Genomic DNA, 17,716 nt, shown 5'->3' with positions numbered 1-17,716 from the left:
TTGTCCTTAACCTCATCCGTGATTGGGGGTACCGTTCGTTGTCCAAAGCCCAACGTTTTCTCCAGCATGACCTCGACAAGCTTTTTCATCTGCTGACAATAAATTAGCCCTACTTTGTTAAGGGGGTTTTGGAGAATCTAGCCGCCTTTTAAAGGGAGGTTGGGGGATGTACCGAGAGCGATCGCATTCCATAACTTATCAAAGGTAGCGATCGCATTCATACGCATCCATAAAAAAAAGGGTGAGCATTTGCCCACCCTTGTAGCTCTAAGCCAAAACAACGGCTGGCTCAGGCCAGCGACCTACGGCTTTGCCAATTACAGACATCTCTTGCATCAAGCGGTCGAAACGCTCTGGTGTCAGAGATTGAGGGCCGTCAGAAAGAGCTTTCTTCGGGTTGGGGTGGACTTCAATCATCAACGAGTCAGCACCAGCAGCGATAGATGCCATCGCCATTGCAGGCACATATTCAGACTTACCAGTACCGTGACTGGGGTCAATCATAATTGGTAGGTGAGTCAAAGTTCTCAGGACTGGAATTGCTGACAAATCCAGCGTATTCCGCGCATATTGACGGTCAAAGGTGCGGATACCACGTTCGCACAAAATCACATTTGGGTTGCCAGCAGCCAAGATGTATTCCGCTGCCATCAACCAATCTTCAATCGTCGCCGCCATTCCCCGCTTCAGCAGCACAGGCTTTTCCTGCGCTCCTACTTTCTTCAACAGGGAGAAATTTTGCATATTTCTGGCACCGATTTGGATCACGTCGGCAAATTCTGCCACCACATCCAATTCAGGGCTATCCATCAATTCCGTAATAATACCTAAGCCTGTTGCTTCCCGTGCAGCCGCCAGCAAATTCAAGGCACTCTCACCGTGTCCTTGGAAAGCATAGGGCGAAGTCCGAGGCTTATAGGCACCGCCGCGCAAAAACTGCGCTCCCGCCGCCTTAACTCGACGTGCGGTTTCAATAATCATTTCTTCATTCTCGACCGAACAAGGCCCAGCCACCACTACTAAAGGATGGTTTTCGCCAAAAGTGACAGCGCCGTTAGGAGTTGATACTACAACGTCGCTGGCTTCACCGTGACGATAATCGCGACTTGCTCGTTTAAAGGGCTGCTCAACTCGCAGAACCTGTTCAACCCAAGGGCTAATTTCTTGCATCTGGAGGGGGTCGAGGTCAGCTGTTTCGCCAACAAGACCCAATACTACCTTGTGCTTCCCAACAATTTTTTCTGGTGTTAGTCCCCAAGTGCCGAGTTCAGAGCTAACGCGCTCAATCTCGACCTCTGGAGTACCAACTTTCATGACTACAATCATTTTTTCAACTCCATGATTCGGTTGCTTGTGTGCTGATCTCGCTCCTCAAAATTTACCAGCGATCGCAATAGCAGCCTTACCTACATAAATTGCCATTTAAGCGATCGCCCGTAAGAAACAAAAATAGCCTGGGATTTTAACCCCAGGGGAAGAGTGAAACCGATGTTAGTGTTTTCTAACAACTTATAACTAAAACTCACCTTCAAACTGTTAGCGTTGCAGCTGGATGTAATTAATCTTTTTGCCCAGCCGACCGCCATGCCGATGTCAGTCGCCCCCAGTTCGTGGTGAACTCTTTCCAGCCTAGTTTACTCCCAGGTATCTCTTCATCCCAAGAGGCGGAAATCACCCCGTAACTTAATCCCAGGACACCCAGACCAAAAAAGCCCATACTCACAAGTAAAACTGCGACGTTAGGCAACTTTAACCATTGTTGGCTAACTACTACATAGCTAACGATAAAAGTCAAGATGCCTAACGCAGTGGGAATCCCGCAAAAAAGAGCTATCCGGCTCACCATGCGCTTGCTCACCACTTCTGGCACTGCCGTTGACTCAGGCTTTTGGTTCGGCTGCTGAAGATTCTCTTTAGCAGTGCTAGAGGGTTTCGCTGGGGTTTTCGCCGCTTTTTTGCGATTCTTCTTGGGTTCAAAAGGTAAGCGATCGCGTTGGGATTCTTCAGACATAGGTAAAAAGTTCTTTAACCGCGAATACCGAGACGGCCAATTAAGGCTTGATAGCGTGGTCTGTCTTCCTTTTGCAGATAGGACAAGAGACGCTTTCTGGTACCAATCATCTTTAACAGACCCCGCCTTGAAGCATGATCTTTCTTGTTGGCTCTCAGGTGAGTGCTAAGACGATTGATGCGTTCCGTCAGCATGGCAATCTGGAGATCGGTCGATCCGGTATCAGTTTCGTGAACCTGGTACTCGGTCATAATTTCGTGTTTACGCTGTTGCGGCAGAGTCATGGGGAAAGTAATTTAATAGAATGCAGCAATCTCTCATATTACCACTTAATTTGCTTAGCCATCAGTCATTAGTGATTGACTAGGCGATAAGGATAACTTCCTAAGTTTTGTGCGACGCTCATCTAACCAGCGTTGCAAGATCAAAGCTGCTGCCTTACGGTCAATCAGAGCTTTGTTGTGAGCAGGCGATCGCTTCTCTTCTCTGATCAGTTCCTCTGCCTCATAGGATGTCAGCCGCTCATCCACATACTCTAGAGGTAACTGGAGAGCTTCAGCCATGCGTTCGGCAAATTTCTGCACCTGCTTCGCCTGGAAACCCAGCGTCCCATCCATCGAATAAGGTAAGCCCACAACAAGAACTTGCGCTTGTCGCTCCTCAACCAGCTGTTGCAGCTGCTCTACATCTCGCTCAAATGAAATGCGATCAATTGTGGCAATCCCAGTGGCAATCAAACCAGTGCCATCACAACCTGCCACCCCAACGCGCTTTTTACCGACATCCAACCCCAGGGCCGAGATTCTCTCCATTATCTTTTCCCCGGTCGTTCGGGTTGGTTTTTGTTGCCTCCAGATTCTGTGAGTTTAGCACTGTTGAACCGTTCACCGGCAATGGTGAATCCTTCGGAGCCTCGGCTGGTATCTGCTTCTTTTGCTTGGACTTGAGCCAAGACATCCGCCCCGGTATTGGTTTATGTGCCGGCTGAAGACCTTGGAGCATTTCAGCTAATTGTAGCCCTTCTAAAGAGAGCGGTTTTGCCTCACGCAGCTTGTGCCAGACGGAACGAGACATCAGTAGGGAATGGGAAATCCGCTCGGCTCCCAACTGTTCCAAATATTCTTCGCGTTCTGGCTGATAGTCAGCTGAAGCCAGTTGCAGGGATTGTGCGGGGTAATCCTTGACAATTTGAGCCATTTGTGAAAGCAATTCTGGGTACAGCCAGGTGTAGGCTGGATGTACGGTCAACTCGGCTACATGGGGTTGAGAGCCATCGCGCGAGAGAAAAATCTGAAAATAGCCAATTGCAGCCTTGCGCTGCGGTTCAAACACATAGCCACTAACGCTGTGTGTTTTGCCCAACCAGTGCTTCAAATTAGTCAGGAAACTGTTAACAACGTTGGTTTTGAAGTCATGGATGTTGCGGTCAAACACCTGACGCAACAAAGGCGGCATAGAAACTGTATCCAACTGGCATAGCAGTTGGGCATCAGCGTTACTTACCGGAAGGAGATTGGGTAAATCGGGTTCCCGATCTTGTAATGACGAGAGCAATTCTGGCGCGATCGCCCAGTAAGTTAGCTGCGCCAAAGGCTGAAAACCGTTCTGTCGGTAAAGAGCCAGCCCCGCTTTATTGTGGATATTCACTTCCAGCAACCAGGTACGAGCTTCGACGATCGCCTCAAAGCAATGACGCAACAGCCCGGAGCCTATTTCCGTCGGGCTTCCTGTCTCCACCAACACCCGTTCAACCCGCCAAGTGCTGCCTGTGCGGTTAAAAGGTGACACCTGAATCGTGCCGCGAATCTGGTTATCCTGCTCCGCGACATAAACATTAAAGGTATGCTGACAAGGGTTGGGAAACCAACTCAAAAACTTCAGCGGGCCAAACCAGGGTCTAACACGATGTACCTGCGTAGCAAGAGCCGTTGAGGAGGCTGGGTTCCCTCCCTCAAGTTCTTCGGCGGCAAGCTGTGTGATCGCATCCAGATCGCGGTATTGAACTGGGCGGATCGCTGTTTTGGTTTCTTTAGGCAGAAATGAAGTCATGTTGGAAGAACCATGAAGCAGATGGTGTAGGCTAAGCTGCACTGTAGAGCCAGCCTAGAACAGAGACTACCAACAGTTTTTTTTGTGAAAAAACCGCTGGCTCTTACTGGGTGTTGCTGCCAATATCTTAACTGCTTTCCCCTCCTGTCCGCCGAAGATGACGAACGATTCCAACTGTTATGGGTTGTCGCTAGAGGTTGAAAGGTTGGAAAATTGGAACTTTCCAACTGTTCCCTGACTATTAGCAAAAGCGGCAGGGGCTTTTGGTGGGTTTAGTTGACAAACATTTGTAAACTACTATTAAGAAAATATCAACTTAGAATTTTGCAATGAAGCAACTTGTCACTGTCGAGCGTTTCTGCCTGATTGGTCATATTGTAACGATGGTTTTTGGACTGGCGGGACTGGTGCTGGTCGTACCCCATCCTGAACTAATTATGAATTTAGGGGAAACGGGGCAGACTGCATTCCAGTGGAGTATGGCTGGGGGTGGCGTGGTTAATATCGTCTTGGGAACCATCGCCGTTGCCATTTATGCGTACAGAAAGCTGGGGCTATGGCACTGGCTAACTTTCATGTTGCCAGCGGTGTGTCTGTCTTTGGGGAGCGAACTGCTGGGAACCAGTACAGGCTTTCCCTTTGGGGACTACAGCTACCTGAATGGCTTGGGGTATAAGATTGGTGGACTGGTGCCTTTCACTATTCCCTTGTCCTGGTTTTATATGGGATTGGTTTCCTATTTAATTGCTTGTGCGGGTCTAAAAACTCGGCAAAATCCAAGTTTGGTTCGCTATGTGGGCGCGATCGCTCTTGCGGCTATGATGTTCACCTCTTGGGATTTTGCCCTAGAGCCAGCAATGAGTCAGACGATGGTGCCTTTTTGGTATTGGGAACACCCAGGAGCCTTCTTTGGCACACCCTACCGAAACTATGCGGGTTGGTTTGGCACTAGCTCGCTATTTATCGGTGTGGGAGCAATGTTGTGGAGAAAGACACCGATTCTATTGGAGCGCAATCAGCTGGGTTTCCCACTCACCATTTATCTAAGTAACTTTGGTTATGCAGCTGGATTGAGCTTGGCAGCTGGGTATTGGATACCAGTCTCGTTGGGAGTTATTGTCGGTGTCATTCCGGCTTTGACACTATGGCAGATGGCAAAACCAGCAGATGTAAAAGAATCCACAACTGAAACTCCTGCCAGTATGAAGCCAGAAATTCCAGTTACTCAAGTCAAAGTGGCGGTGAAGTGAGCGTCGATTGGTTAATACTACAGAGCGCAATATCGCTCTTGCTGCTGTTGATTCAAGCACCAGCAGCATTTATTCTGCTTTCGCGGCTGTTGAAAGGGCCTTCTAGGCGATCGCCTGTTGAACCCCACACTGCAACGCCGGAACTTTTCGGGGCAGTCAGTGTGGTGGTTCCTACTTTAAACGAGGCAGAGCGAATTAGTCCTTGTTTAGCAGGGTTAACGCGCCAAAGCTACGAAGTCCGAGAAATTATCGTCGTTGATAGTCGTTCCCAAGATGGAACGCCAGATTTAGTAAAAGCAGCACAGCAGAAAGACCCCCGATTTCGCCTAATCAATGATGACCCTCTTCCCTCTGGCTGGGTGGGTCGTCCTTGGGCTTTGCATAATGGCTTTTTGCATATGGCAGGGTTGGGGGCTGGGGACTGGGGGCTGGGGGCTGGGGACTGGGGACAAGGGGCTGGGGACAATTCCCAATCCCCAATTCCCAATCCCCAATTCCCAATCCCCAATTCCCAATCCCCAATTCCCAATCCCCAATTCCCAGAATGGTTTTTGGGTCTTGATGCCGATACTCAGCCTAGTCCGGGCTTAGTTGCTGGTTTGGTAAAGGCAGCAGAGGCAGAAGGTTACGATTTGGTTTCTCTGTCGCCGCAGTTTATCCTCAAATATCCTGGGGAGTGGTGGCTGCAACCAGCACTGTTAATGACTCTACTCTACCGATTCGATCCGGCGGGGACAAATACTCAAGATCCGTCGCGAGTGATGGCGAATGGTCAGTGTTTCCTGTGTCGTCGCTCGGTGTTAGAGGCTGTGGGGGGGTATACCAGTGCTAAGAGTTCTTTTTGTGACGATGTGACTCTTGCTCGTAACATCGCTTCCGGTGGCTTTAAGGTGGGCTTTCTGGATGGAGCTAAGGTCTTGAAGGTGCGGATGTATGAGGGAGCAGCTGAAACCTGGAATGAGTGGGGGCGATCGCTTGATCTCAAAGATGCCTCATCAAGTGGTCAGATATGGGGCGATTTGTGGTTGCTTACTTGCACTCAAGGTCTACCCCTATTAGCATCCTTTATTCTACTGAGTTGGCTAGTAATGGGGAATTCTTCAATACCTGTCCTAGCGGTAGCTGGGTTGAACTTATTTCTGCTTGTGATTAGGTTTGCCTTGCTGTTAGCGATCGCGCCCTCATATGACTTCATGCGATCGCCCCATGTCGCCCCCTTAAACGATCGTGTAGAGACGCGAAATTTTCCGTTTCTGCATTTACCTGTTTACTTTTATCTTTCTCCTCTGGCAGATCCCTTGGCAGTGTTGCGAATTTTCTTGTCTGCCTTCCGCACTCCAAAGCAGTGGCGGGGGCGGAATTATGGATAAACTAATAGCTAATGGCTATTGACAATTAGCCATTAGCTATTAGCTATTAGCACTTGTTTCAAAATTACTGTTTACCTCATCCACTCGTTCCAGCTGCCATAGAATTTGATTTCCCTCGCGGCGCACCCGCGATACAACCCAATTGCGCCAACCCCAGTTGTCGCCGCGACTGGTGACAGCACTGGCATTGACATCCATTAGATCGGCTAATTCAGAGCTAGTAATCAGATAGCCTTTAGCAGCTATTTCGTCAGCTACGTGGAGAGTTTCTATCAAGTTGCGAAGTTGGGCGACTCTCACTTCACGGGGCAGATTGTCCAGAGAATCAATAGACGGAGGAGTAGTAGAGTCTACCATGACAAGGCCGAGGTTAGGAGGGTCAGAAGATACGTCACTCGATTGTATCGTTTCCCGATCGATGGAATCGGTAGCCTGTGAACTAATTAAGGCATCTGGTTGTGTTTGTTGCAGGTCAGGGGCGCGACCAAGGGCAAAAGCGCGGGCGATCTCATCGCAGCGCTCATTTCCTTCATTTCCTGCGTGACCCCGCACATACCGCCACTCGATATGCTGGGAATTGAGTTCATCGAGAATTTCCCAGAGGTCTTTGTTGAGAACGGGTTTACCTTCAGAGGTTTTCCAACCCTTCTTTTTCCAGCCTTTAACCCATTTGGTAATGCCGTTTCTCAGGTATTCGCTATCAGTGTAAAGAGTAACTGGTTCTTGTTGTCCGGTGGCAGTTACGAGTTTTAAGGCACCAATCGCTGCTTGCATTTCCATGCGGTTATTTGTGGTAGCCGGATCTGCGTCGCCCATTTCATAGACCGATCCATCATTAAAATAAACCACAACGCCCCAGCCGCCAGGGCCAGGGTTGCCACGGCAAGCTCCATCGGTGTAAAGAGTTTTGATTTTACGTGAGAAGGGCATCAAGGTAGTTGTTAGTTGTTGATTGTTAACAAAAAGTTAGATGCTGCCAATGATGGGAAAATCTGCCCAGTCGTTGGAGTGAGTGTTGGATTGGGTTGGTTCTATTTTACTGACGTCAGCCAATTCTATTAAAAAAATTGAACTATGGGCGATCGCAGTCGCTCAATTTAACTGGGTGAGGAAATATCGTCATTTGTTTCCCCTAAAGCTAGCTGAACTTGCTGGATGTCTTGCAAAATCGCCTGGTACGCATCTGGAAAATTTTCTTGTGTAAGGGTTTTTAGCGCCTCTTGGTATTCGGCTAAAGCTTGGTGAAAATAGGGATCGATCATAAAATCTCGCTGCCCTTTTTGATGGTGAGCATTGCCGATAGCTTGATGTAATATGCCCCAGCCGATCGGATCGCTGTCTTGGGTGACATATTTTAACCCTTCCTGATAGCAAGCTATTTGCCCTTCAAAGCCGCGCTGGTTCAAATTTGGATTGTTTTGAGCTAATTGACTTAAGGAAGCCAACAGAGGGTCATAACTAACTGAATTGGCGGCACAATTGCCGCGACCTATCCAAGATTGCCAGTCGTCAAGCTTGAATTGCAGCGCTTGGTCTAAAGATGCGATCGCTTCTTCATATCGGTTTAAGTTTTGTAGGGCAAATCCCCGCAGGTTCCAGGCTTCGGGATAGTTGTGTTTGAGTTGCAGAGCTTTGTCTAAAGAAGCGATCGCTTCTTCAAAGCGTCCTAAGTGCGATAGCGCTATACCCTTGCTGTACCAAGCTTCCTCGTTGTCGGGTTTAAGTTGGGTGGCTCTCTCAAAACTAGCGATCGCTTCTGGAAAATTTTCTGCCAGAACTTGCTGAACGCCTTGGTTTAACCAAGCTTCTGCTTCGTCTGAGCCTTGCTGGGATACTTCCTCTGCTGGTTGGTCTGCATTCTCTTGATCGGCAGCATTGAATTGATTAACCAATGCTTGAATAATCACTTGTGGATCGGTTGTGTCAATTTGCAGTTGCTCGGCGACTTGCTGGCGTAACCCAGCATCCTGCTCTAACATTACAAACAACTCATCCAACGTGACTGTCTTGAGTTCTGGGCTTTCCTCTGGCTGGTTATTTTCTGGCGGAGCTTCTTCAGGGCGCTCGTACTCCTCGTACTCGAATATCTCAGAGACAGGCTCAGAAACAGGCTCCCTTTGTCCCATTCGTGCCGGAGAACGGGTCAATAGCTGCATCCCAATCTCATAGGAAACATCGCTAATTTCGCCGCACCCCATCTGACCCAACTGCACCATCCGCGCTGCTAACTCATTATTTGGCACAGGTGAAGCCAATAATCTATCGCCAAAGCGACGCAACCATCCTACCCATTGGGCTTGGCTGCCGCGATCGCCCAAACTTTCAAAAAAACGCAAAACTCGTGGCTGCTGCCAACCATGCGTCACACCTTCGAGCAGTTGGGTATACAAAAATTCATAATCTGTATCGGACAGGGGTTTAGGGGTTTCCGGTTGAAACGAAGACGGTGTAGGTTTCCGCCTGTTGTCGGAACCAAATAAACGCTGAAACCACCTTACAAGCGATCGCCATATTTGCTTTAACATTTGCCCCATTCCCGTCGCACTTCCTCAGATTCTACCCAACTGGCTTGAACTGATGATAGTGCCGCATATACTTGCCCATCATACCTTTTGTCCAGTTAACTCGAATAAAAGTTTCAAGAAAACCGAACCAAATAAAATAAAGCAACAGTAGATTAACACAGCAAGGTTTGACCAGACCAACACGCTAGACTTTTATGGGCAACTGTTGCTCTAGTCCTTGTCTTTCTGAATGCCGTGACCTACGAACCCCTGCATCACAAGTATCGCCCTCAGACGTTCGCGGATTTGGTGGGACAAGAAGCGATCGCCCAAACTCTCACCAACGCCATCCGCAGCGAACGCATTGCCCCTGCCTATTTATTCACTGGCTCCAGAGGGACGGGCAAAACTTCCAGCGCCCGAATTCTGGCAAAGTCGCTCAACTGTCTTTCTAGCAATATTCCTACGGATCAGCCTTGTGGAGTTTGCGATGTTTGCTTTGGAATTACTAAAGGTTCCGCGCTGGATGTGATTGAAATCGACGCCGCCAGCAACACAGGCGTAGACAACATTCGGGAAATCATCGAACGCGCCCAATATTCCCCAGTCCAGTGTCGCTATAAGGTTTATGTAATCGATGAGGTTCATAGCCTCAGCACGGCGGCGTTCAATGCCTTGCTGAAGACGCTGGAGGAGCCACCTAAGCACGTGGTCTTTGTCCTGGCGACAACAGACCCCCAGAGGGTGTTACCGACGATTATCTCTCGCTGCCAGCGGTTTGATTTTCGTCGCATTCCCCTAGAGGCGATGGTGGGTCATCTCTTAAAGATTGCCCAGCTGGAAAATATTAATATCACCGTGGAGGCGATGACTCTGGTGGCGCAAGTAGCTCAGGGAGGCTTGAGGGATGCGGAAAGTCTCCTCGACCAACTGAGTTTATTACCCGGTCAGGTGACGGTGGAAGCCGTTTGGGACTTAGTGGGGGCGGTGCCAGAAAGAGATTTAATGGATTTGTTGCAGGCGATCGCATCTAACAATCCGGAAGCTGTTCTCGACAAGACACGCAAACTCATGGACAGGGGCAGAGAGCCTTTGATTGTCCTTCAGAATTTTGCTGGTTTCTACCGCGATTTGTTAATAGCTAAAAAAGCTCCCAACCGCTCTGACTTAGTTGCTTTGACTGCCCCAACTTGGAAAGCGTTGTGTGAGTTTGAAGGTTTAGATATTTCGACAATTTTGCTGGGGCAAAAGCATCTTAAAGATAGCGAAGTTCAGATTAAAAATACCACTCAGCCGCGCCTGTGGCTAGAAGTGACGCTGTTGGGATTATTACCGGATTCTCTTGAAAGTCAAAAATCGGTCGCTCAAATTCCGGAGTTTAGAGTCAACAATCAGCCGGCGAAACCGGAAAGCCCGAAATCGGCTGGATTAGCGACACCACCCCAACCCAGCCCGTCTGCCAATTTATCCCAGAAAGAGCAGACACCGCCCCCACCGCGTGAAAATCCACAACCCGCTTCCCCTGTTTCTGCGCCCGCTGTTAGCGCACAAGCCGAAAGTGTTGCACCAACGACGCAAAGTACGGTTGTTGGTCAACAATCCGAACTTGAGCAAGTTTGGCAACAGGTGCTGGATCGTCTCCCACTCCCAGGTAAAGCCCTTTTCAGCCAACACGGATATCTATTAGATATCAAAGGTCAAATAGCCTGTGTCGGCATCAGTTCGCCGCAATTGCTCAACAACTATGCCAAACCCAAATTAGCTAGTCTCGAAGCTGCTTTTCAAGAGGTTCTTCAGCATAAGGTGAAGGTTAACTTTCAAGTTGGGACTGCGACTGATTCGCAATCAGCTACCCAGTCACGAACTTCCAGTCAGGGGACAACACCGCCTTCTTTGGAGGTGAAGGAGGATAGTGCTGCTAACTATGAAGCAAAGCCTTCACAAAACCAGATACCGTCACAGGTTCCACCCCAGGAGAGGATAGAGGCTAACAAAAAAGATTCAACAACTGAACGTAATCCACCCTCAGTGCAGGCACCTTCTAGCTGGCAGGAGGATGAACTGGCGGTGCGTTCTGACACTCAAGCTGTAGCGATCGCTGCCAAACGGCTTGCCGACTATTTTCATGGTGATATTGTTAATGAAAATGGCGATTTAGAGTTAATCGAACCTGAAATTCCGCAGCCGCCAGCCCAAGATATTATTTCTCCTGCCCCTGAGCCTGAGCAAGAGTGGGAAGATGATGACTATGTAGATTTTTAACGAGAGCAAGTCATCTATAGCAGCCCTAAATGATTCGTTAAGGCGAGATACCCGGCTTCTCTAAGAAGTCGGGTATCTGAAGGGGTGCCTCACAACTCAAATAGGATTGCTATAGCTAATTTTTGCCATTAGACACTAGCTAAAGAGATTAAAACTCCAAATTTTCGTCACCAGTGCCATGATGCACAGTTTTGACCCATTTCAAGCGCTTTGGTCGCACGGACATCCGGGCGGTGGTACTAGCCATTATCAGTATCCAGTGGAACAGATAAAAAACGCCGCGCAGGGTAGCAACTAGGGTATCGAAAAAGTTGGATGTTCTGAATTTCTCCTGTTTACTAATCCGGCGCAGTCCGATGAAAATCCCTAGTAGGGGAAGAGTGATGGCGAAACTGCTGATAGGAGCGAGGACGGGGGGACGATTCCGGACAAGAGCCATTAAGCAGTCTGGGACGGCCGCGGCGGGGAGGATGTACTGAATGATTGTAAATGAGAATAAATCCAGGGTTTTTAAAGTTCCCATGCGGTTTGATACCAAAAGCCGCCAATAGTCCAGATAGCGTTGGTATCCGCCTTCTGCCCAACGGTTGCGCTGATGCCAAAGAGCGATCGCATTTGTAACGCCTTCCTCCTGTACCGCTGGAAAGATGACAAAATCAATATCCCACTGGTCAAGGTGTAAGCGGAAGGTTAAATCTAAGTCGTCGGTGATAGTTTCCTCGTTCCACCCGCCGCAGCTTTCCAGGGCAGTTCTGCGGACAAACTGACCGTTACCGCGCAGTTCCCCAATACCGCCAATGGCGATCCGCTGCTGCTGGAGATAGGTGTCGAATGCCATTTCTGCCTTCTGGCCCCTCGTCCAGAAATTGAGAGAGGCGTTTGCGATCGCTTTTCGCATCTGCACTGCTCCCACCGCTTCCCGCTGGAAACTGGGACACACTCGCCGCAGCATATCGGTTGGCACTTGAGCATCAGCATCAAACACCCCAACAATTTGTCCCCGCGTCAAAGGTAACACCTGATTAAGCGCCCCCGACTTGCCGCCACCCGCATTAGCAGGTCGCCGCAGCACTTTCATCTGACGATATTCTTTAGCCAGTTGCTCTAACAATAGCGGCGTTCGGTCAGTGCTGTGATCGTCAATCACCCACACTTCATACCGATCTACGGGGTAATCTTGATTACACAGTGTCCTCACCAATCTGCCAATAACAGCTTCTTCATTTTTGGCCGCCACTAACAAGGAAACATAAGGCCATTCGTCTTTTGTTTCTTCAGATAAAGGCTCCGGGAGCTTTAAGGGGCGAGCAAACACGACGCGCAACGCCTGAATAAACAGCAACGCTGTCAGTCCCACAACTAGCCATGACCCCCAAACGATAAAATGCAGAGCAACAGTACTGCCCCAAATTACCGTTAAGGCAAACGCCGCTTTGCGGCGGCGTCCTGCTAGTCCCTGAAAAAACTCGCTCTCAAATTCTTCTGTAGAGACGCCCTGAATTGCGTCTCTACATTCAGACAATAGAGAATCGAGCGGTTCAAGCTCGTTGTAAGAATCGTTTTCGGGCCAGGAATTCTCCGGCATATGTTACTTGATTTAACCACCAATACTTGTCTACACCCATAAAGAAGCTGGGTATTAGGTAACACCAGACAGTGCAGCCTTCACACACCGACAGCTTGCCCTGAGATTTGCGGTATTGTTCCACTTCCTCCGACTGGCGATAGAGGTCGTAAAGTTTACCGTCAATGGGAACGCCTGTTTGGGCAAAGTGATAGCAAGGCAGGAGTAGCTTGTCGTCAGGAGAAATAGCAATTACAGCATCCACCGCTTTACAACGGGGATTTTTGGTATCATTCCCCCCAGCTTCAATAAAAGCCAGTGCTGCCTTATTGTACCCAACATTCTTGTATTTCTTAGCACTTGCGTGAATTGCGGCTACTATCTCAGGGGTGGGATTCTTTTTGGAATTGTAGTTGTCGTGAGCGGTGAAGGCTGGATTGAGCCATACCCTGGCACCCAGACGTTGACCCAGTTCTCCTACTTGATCGATGTGGGGGTAGTTCTGGGCAGTTACGGTGTGATTTAGAACGGGTTGTTCGCCCAAAGCATGGGCGATTTCCACCGACTCCACCAAAGTGTCAAAAATCTTCACCCCCCGCGAGGAGTCATGAGTTTCGGCATCGGCACCATCCAGGGAGAAATTCAAAAAGTCAACTAACCCCTTAATTTCATGAGCTTTTTTGGGGTAAAGAATTGTGTTCGTCGTCATGCTGGTCCAGAATCCCTGCCGCTTAGCCTCAGAATAAATCTGTCCTACATCGGCACGCAGCAGCGGTTCTCCACCAGTAAAATCTACATACTTGACACCCAAGCGCCGCAAGTCCTGTAAATTGTGTTGAATCGTGTTGAAGTCAGCTTCTACGGGTGGTTCTAACGCCCAGATGTTACAAAAATGGCAGCGAGCGTTGCAGCGATAGGTCAAGTAGTAATTAGCAACCAGAGGAGTCATAGATTTCGCCCATGAGGTATTCCATAGCATTCTTCAGCCAGAGTAAACCAATCGGCAGCAGATGGGAAGTTTTATTTAGGGGGCTGGAGAATTAGGAATTGAGAATGGGGAAATTGGGGAATTGCTTGTGTTTTCTTTTTTCGCGAATTTATCTGTGGACAGAAGGCCGGAGCGGTATATTAATGTAAAATCTCCCTTAACGCCACTTTCCAACGCAAAAACTCTAAGCTAATCTGTTCTCAATCGGATGCTGGGTTGGCAGACAATTAAGGAAGACCCTGACTGCCAAATAGACGGAAATTGAGGAAAGTTTCAGTATGTCAATCGACCAACTTCAGCCTGCACCCCAAGGGGATGTCAGTGTTTATATGCCCTACTACCAGGGTACCAAGCGTAATATGTTACCCTTGGCAATTAGCTTGTATCAAAAAGGATCTTTAGAAGGTAATCGCAAAATAGAAGGCGGCGAAAGCATTCCTTTTGTTGCCACCTGGTATGTCTCTAAAATGCCCATAGAGCTTACCCGTTGCAGATTGCAGTTTGATGGGAATGCGGAGCTGAGTTACGAAGTGATGATGGCAAATTCGGAGTTGGTCGATTTTTTAATCGACGTAATTATGAATTACAAGCGCACTCGCTCAATCGACTTTTCTCAGGCGTTCTATCGCAAGCTGCTACGTGCAGACAGTTGAACACCGTAAAAATTAGGAGTGAGGGTGTGCCAAAATCAGCTAAATATTTGCTAATAGGGTCAACAGAAGCTTACAGTGGCAAGTCAGCGGCAATCTTAGGGATTGCCCACCAGCTCAAAGAAAGAGGACTGGATATCGCCTACGGTAAACCACTAGGTACTTGTTTAAGCGAGTCGCAAACGGATGCGATGGAGGAGGATGTCCGGTTACTGGCAACTGTGTTGAAGTTACCAGAAAACCGGGTTTGTCCAACTCTGCTGTCTCTAGATGAGGAGACAATTCAAAGACGCTTATCGGGAGTTGACCAGAGGGATTATCGCGAGTCTCTTGAGCAGTATCGCATGGTGCCTGGGGCAAAGTTGGTGTTGTTGGAAGGGCCTGGTAATTTGGAGGAGGGGAGCTTGTTCGACTTGTCTCTGGGACAGGTCGCTGCTGCTGTTGACGCGGCGGTTTTACTGGTGGCGCGTTTTCACTCGGTGTTGTTGGTGGATGCTTTGTTATCAGCTAAGGAGAGACTAGGCGATCGCTTGTTGGGTGTTTTGATTAACGATATTCCCTCTGCTAATCTGGAGGATGCCCAGAAGTTTGTGCGTCCTTTTCTGGAACGGCAGGGGATTCCGGTACTAGCAATGTTGCCACGCAGTGAATTGCTGCGGAGTGTCAGCGTTCGGGAACTGGTAAACCAGCTGAAGGCAGAAGTGCTTTGCCGTCCAGATCGGTTAGATTTGATGGTGCAAAGCTTGACAATTGGCGCAATGAATGTCAACTCAGCGCTGAAGTATTTCCGTAAGGGAATGAATATGGCGGTGGTGACTGGAGGCGATCGCACAGACATCCAACTAGCCGCCCTGGAAACTTCTACCCAGTGTCTGATTTTGACTGGTCAACTGCCGCCGCAACACTTTATCCTCAGCCGCGCTGAAGATTTAGAGATCCCAATTCTATCGGTTGACCTGGATACGCTAACAACTGTAGGAATTATCGATCGTGCCTTTGGTCAGGTGCGGCTACACGAACCGATCAAAGTAGAGTGTATCCGCCAGATGATGGCGGAACACTTCGACATTGACCGCCTTATGGGGACTCTGGGTTTGGAAGCAGCAGTGACGGTGCAATAAAGAAAGTTGCTAATGGTTAATAGCTAATGGCTAATTGTCAGAAGCAACTATTAGCAATTAGCAATACTTCCATAATGAGCAAAGTAATTGTCTTCGGCAGCATTAATATGGATTTGGTAGCGCGATCGCATCGGTTGCCAGTCGCTGGGGAAACGCTGCGGGGACATGACTTTTTTACCGCCGCTGGTGGCAAAGGGGCGAATCAAGCAGTAGCAGCAGCCCGACTGGGGGTTCCAACTCAGATGGCGGGGCGTTTGGGCGGCGATAGTTTTGGGCGCGAACTCCTGGCAGGTCTTCAAGCTTCTAGCGTTGATACCGGGGCGGTGTTGGTGGATGAGGCAGCTGCTTCTGGTGTCGCTATTATTACTGTGGATGACGCTGGAGAAAATAACATTATCATCGTTGCTGGTGCTAATGGGCGCGTGAACGAGGACGATGTTGAACGTCTGAAAACTTTGTTACCTGAAGCCGCCGCCTTACTCTTACAGTTAGAGATACCGATGAGTGCTGTTTTAGCAGCAGCCGAGGCAGGGCGACAGGCTGGTGTCCGAGTGATTCTCGACCCCGCACCAGCATCATTGGATATCCCACAGCAGCTTTACCCGTTGGTTGACATCATTACCCCTAACGAAGTGGAAGCGGGGCAGTTGGTGGGTTTTCCCGTAGATGGGCAAGAAGCTGCTGATAAAGCTGCAACAATTTTACTTGGTTGGGGTGTGGGAAACGCAATTGTAAAGTTGGGCGATCGCGGTGTCTTCTGTGCCAATGCCCAAGAGACATTCTTTGTCCCGGCTTTTCCAGTCCAAGCGATTGACACAACTGCCGCCGGAGATGCCTTTAATGGTGCTTTGGCTGCGGCTTTGGCTGAGGGGCGTTCTCTACGTGAGGCGGTGGTGTGGGGTGCGGCTGCTGGTGCTATTTCTGCAACTACTGCTGGCGCACAGCCTTCTCTGCCTGATCGGCAGATGTTTGATAGGTTTCTGGGCGAGAGAGGTATTTTTTAAATGCAAAGGTACGCAAAGAAAGAGAGGAATTTCTCTTTTTTAGTTCCAGAGTCGGTGCGGAATTTTATTAGTAAGAATTGCTTTTTTCTGGTAGTATAAAACTTGTATTATATAAATATAATGCGATACTTCTTCCTTATCAAAATGATAATATCATAAAAAGTTAAGGGTTTCAACTGGTTGAGAATAAAAAAGTTTCCTTTTGATTAAGGGCAACCTAACGATTACTTTCCAATATCCTCATTCCACAAGTGCGGATTTTTCTGGATAAAATCGCTCATTAACTGCTTACATTCATCCAAGTTTAAATCTATCACCTCAACGCCGTGAGATTCCATAAATTCTTTTGCACCGGAGAAGGTTGCAGACTCACCAGCGATAACTTTTTTAATCCCAAATTGGACGACGGCACCAGCACAGAGGTAACAAGGCATTAACGTAGAATAAAGTGTTGTATCCTTGTAATTGCCGATTCTGCCAGCGTTGCGTAAACAATCAATTTCGGCGTGGGTAACGGGGTCGCTATCTTGGACGCGCTTGTTGTGTCCTCTACCGACAATTTTCCCGTCCTTTACTAGAACTGAACCGATAGGAATTCCTCCCTCACCGAGTCCTTGTTTTGCTTGTGCGATCGCATCTGTCATAAACTCATCCATAAGGCTTCACTTCTCACAGTTAGGTTTTTTAAAGGATACTGCTTGGGAACGCGATCGCTCAAGTTTTTGATATCTTCGTCTTCCAGTTTTAAACATCTGGAGGAGTAGCTAATAGTGTAGATGAGGCTGCAACTGGAGAGAAGTTCCCATTGCAGCCTCTAAACGACAGATTGCGGGTCTTGCGGCATCATGGGGTAAAATGTAGCGATCGCTACATTTTACCCAAAAAGAACAATGGACTTTCATCTAGATACCTTATTAAACTTACCGAACGTTACGGTTTTCAC

Annotated in this window: 16 protein-coding genes; 6 read left to right on the top strand and 10 right to left on the bottom strand. The window is 48.6% G+C overall.

Translation table 11 applies throughout. The annotated features are described in order from the left end of the window. Positions 1–267: 267 nt before the first annotated feature. The 5 genes from aroF to H6F74_RS27880 form a co-directional block, all read right to left on the bottom strand. A complete protein-coding gene (aroF, locus tag H6F74_RS27900) occupies positions 268–1,326 on the bottom strand; it encodes a 3-deoxy-7-phosphoheptulonate synthase (RefSeq protein WP_190445362.1) in 1,059 nt (352 codons plus the stop codon). Positions 1,327–1,558: 232 nt separating this feature from the next. Then, entirely contained in the window at positions 1,559–2,011 is a 453-nt protein-coding gene (locus H6F74_RS27895; protein WP_190445361.1) for a PAM68 family protein, read from the bottom strand. Positions 2,012–2,025: 14 nt separating this feature from the next. Next, complete coding sequence (gene rpsO / locus H6F74_RS27890; protein WP_190419641.1) at positions 2,026–2,295, bottom strand: 30S ribosomal protein S15; 270 nt, start codon at positions 2,293–2,295, stop codon at positions 2,026–2,028. Positions 2,296–2,349: 54 nt separating this feature from the next. Beyond that, a complete protein-coding gene (ruvX, locus tag H6F74_RS27885) occupies positions 2,350–2,823 on the bottom strand; it encodes a Holliday junction resolvase RuvX (protein ID WP_190445360.1) in 474 nt (157 codons plus the stop codon). Then, entirely contained in the window at positions 2,786–4,060 is a 1,275-nt protein-coding gene (locus H6F74_RS27880; protein WP_190445359.1) for a GNAT family N-acetyltransferase, read from the bottom strand. The genes ruvX and H6F74_RS27880 overlap by 38 nt, the downstream gene beginning before the upstream one ends. Positions 4,061–4,389: 329 nt before the next feature. Here H6F74_RS27880 and cruF point away from each other — a divergent pair, with 329 nt between their 5' ends. Both cruF and H6F74_RS27870 read left to right on the top strand, forming a co-directional pair. After that, the gene (gene cruF / locus H6F74_RS27875; protein WP_190445358.1) at positions 4,390–5,310 is read left to right on the top strand and encodes a gamma-carotene 1'-hydroxylase CruF; all 921 of its coding nucleotides are present in this window, start codon (positions 4,390–4,392) and stop codon (positions 5,308–5,310) included. Next, entirely contained in the window at positions 5,307–6,680 is a 1,374-nt protein-coding gene (locus H6F74_RS27870; RefSeq protein WP_206756369.1) for a glycosyltransferase family 2 protein, read from the top strand. Before cruF ends, H6F74_RS27870 begins: the two co-directional genes overlap by 4 nt. A 39-nt stretch (positions 6,681–6,719) precedes the next feature. Here the strand turns inward: H6F74_RS27870 and rnhA are convergent, their stop codons facing one another. After that, positions 6,720–7,610, bottom strand: coding sequence for a ribonuclease HI (gene rnhA / locus H6F74_RS27865; RefSeq protein WP_190445356.1), 891 nt, complete (start codon positions 7,608–7,610; stop codon positions 6,720–6,722). Positions 7,611–7,777: 167 nt separating this feature from the next. Beyond that, entirely contained in the window at positions 7,778–9,205 is a 1,428-nt protein-coding gene (locus H6F74_RS27860) for a tetratricopeptide repeat protein (RefSeq protein ID WP_190445355.1), read from the bottom strand. A gap of 234 nt (positions 9,206–9,439) precedes the next feature. On the opposite strand from H6F74_RS27860, the gene H6F74_RS27855 reads away from it, so the two are divergent. Continuing rightward, entirely contained in the window at positions 9,440–11,446 is a 2,007-nt protein-coding gene (locus H6F74_RS27855) for a DNA polymerase III subunit gamma/tau (protein WP_190445354.1), read from the top strand. Between the two features lie 148 nt (positions 11,447–11,594). Here H6F74_RS27855 and H6F74_RS27850 read toward each other — a convergent pair whose 3' ends face one another. Both H6F74_RS27850 and H6F74_RS27845 read right to left on the bottom strand, forming a co-directional pair. Continuing rightward, entirely contained in the window at positions 11,595–13,031 is a 1,437-nt protein-coding gene (locus H6F74_RS27850) for a glycosyltransferase family 2 protein (protein WP_190445353.1), read from the bottom strand. Beyond that, positions 12,985–13,959: a radical SAM protein gene (locus H6F74_RS27845; RefSeq protein WP_190445352.1), complete on the bottom strand. Its 975-nt coding sequence runs from the start codon at positions 13,957–13,959 to the stop codon at positions 12,985–12,987. The genes H6F74_RS27850 and H6F74_RS27845 overlap by 47 nt, the downstream gene beginning before the upstream one ends. Positions 13,960–14,276: 317 nt before the next feature. Between H6F74_RS27845 and ebsA the strand changes: the two genes are divergently transcribed. From ebsA to rbsK, 3 genes are all read left to right on the top strand, one after another. Next, positions 14,277–14,651, top strand: a complete 375-nt coding sequence (gene ebsA, locus H6F74_RS27840; RefSeq protein ID WP_190419663.1) for a type IV pilus biogenesis protein EbsA — start codon at positions 14,277–14,279, stop codon at positions 14,649–14,651. Positions 14,652–14,677: 26 nt separating this feature from the next. Beyond that, positions 14,678–15,769, top strand: a complete 1,092-nt coding sequence (locus H6F74_RS27835) for a DRTGG domain-containing protein (protein ID WP_190445351.1) — start codon at positions 14,678–14,680, stop codon at positions 15,767–15,769. Positions 15,770–15,843: 74 nt separating this feature from the next. Next, positions 15,844–16,773, top strand: a complete 930-nt coding sequence (gene rbsK / locus H6F74_RS27830; RefSeq protein ID WP_190445350.1) for a ribokinase — start codon at positions 15,844–15,846, stop codon at positions 16,771–16,773. Between the two features lie 224 nt (positions 16,774–16,997). Here rbsK and H6F74_RS27825 read toward each other — a convergent pair whose 3' ends face one another. Then, positions 16,998–17,429 (bottom strand): nucleoside deaminase, encoded by a 432-nt coding sequence (locus tag H6F74_RS27825; RefSeq protein WP_190445349.1) that lies wholly within the window; start codon positions 17,427–17,429, stop codon positions 16,998–17,000. Between the last annotated feature and the right edge of the window lie 287 nt (positions 17,430–17,716).

Source organism: Trichocoleus sp. FACHB-90 (genome assembly GCF_014695505.1).
Taxonomy (GTDB): Bacteria; Cyanobacteriota; Cyanobacteriia; order Cyanobacteriales; family FACHB-T130; genus Funiculus; species Funiculus sociatus.
The sequence above is the reverse complement of the archived record's forward strand: the minus strand, read 5'-3'. Positions and strand labels throughout refer to the sequence as shown.

What these genes read in the sequence shown, in the direction of transcription:
- aroF (WP_190445362.1), bottom strand. Translation starts at nt 1,326, where the DNA reads ATGATTGTAGTCATGAAAGTTGGTACTCCAGAGGTCGAGATTGAGCGC.
- H6F74_RS27895 (WP_190445361.1), bottom strand. Translation starts at nt 2,011, where the DNA reads ATGTCTGAAGAATCCCAACGCGATCGCTTACCTTTTGAACCCAAGAAG.
- rpsO (WP_190419641.1), bottom strand. Translation starts at nt 2,295, where the DNA reads ATGACTCTGCCGCAACAGCGTAAACACGAAATTATGACCGAGTACCAG.
- ruvX (WP_190445360.1), bottom strand. Translation starts at nt 2,823, where the DNA reads ATGGAGAGAATCTCGGCCCTGGGGTTGGATGTCGGTAAAAAGCGCGTT.
- H6F74_RS27880 (WP_190445359.1), bottom strand. Translation starts at nt 4,060, where the DNA reads ATGACTTCATTTCTGCCTAAAGAAACCAAAACAGCGATCCGCCCAGTT.
- cruF (WP_190445358.1), top strand. Translation starts at nt 4,390, where the DNA reads ATGAAGCAACTTGTCACTGTCGAGCGTTTCTGCCTGATTGGTCATATT.
- rnhA (WP_190445356.1), bottom strand. Translation starts at nt 7,610, where the DNA reads ATGCCCTTCTCACGTAAAATCAAAACTCTTTACACCGATGGAGCTTGC.
- H6F74_RS27860 (WP_190445355.1), bottom strand. Translation starts at nt 9,205, where the DNA reads ATGTTAAAGCAAATATGGCGATCGCTTGTAAGGTGGTTTCAGCGTTTA.
- H6F74_RS27850 (WP_190445353.1), bottom strand. Translation starts at nt 13,031, where the DNA reads ATGCCGGAGAATTCCTGGCCCGAAAACGATTCTTACAACGAGCTTGAA.
- H6F74_RS27845 (WP_190445352.1), bottom strand. Translation starts at nt 13,959, where the DNA reads ATGACTCCTCTGGTTGCTAATTACTACTTGACCTATCGCTGCAACGCT.
- ebsA (WP_190419663.1), top strand. Translation starts at nt 14,277, where the DNA reads ATGTCAATCGACCAACTTCAGCCTGCACCCCAAGGGGATGTCAGTGTT.
- rbsK (WP_190445350.1), top strand. Translation starts at nt 15,844, where the DNA reads ATGAGCAAAGTAATTGTCTTCGGCAGCATTAATATGGATTTGGTAGCG.
- H6F74_RS27825 (WP_190445349.1), bottom strand. Translation starts at nt 17,429, where the DNA reads ATGGATGAGTTTATGACAGATGCGATCGCACAAGCAAAACAAGGACTC.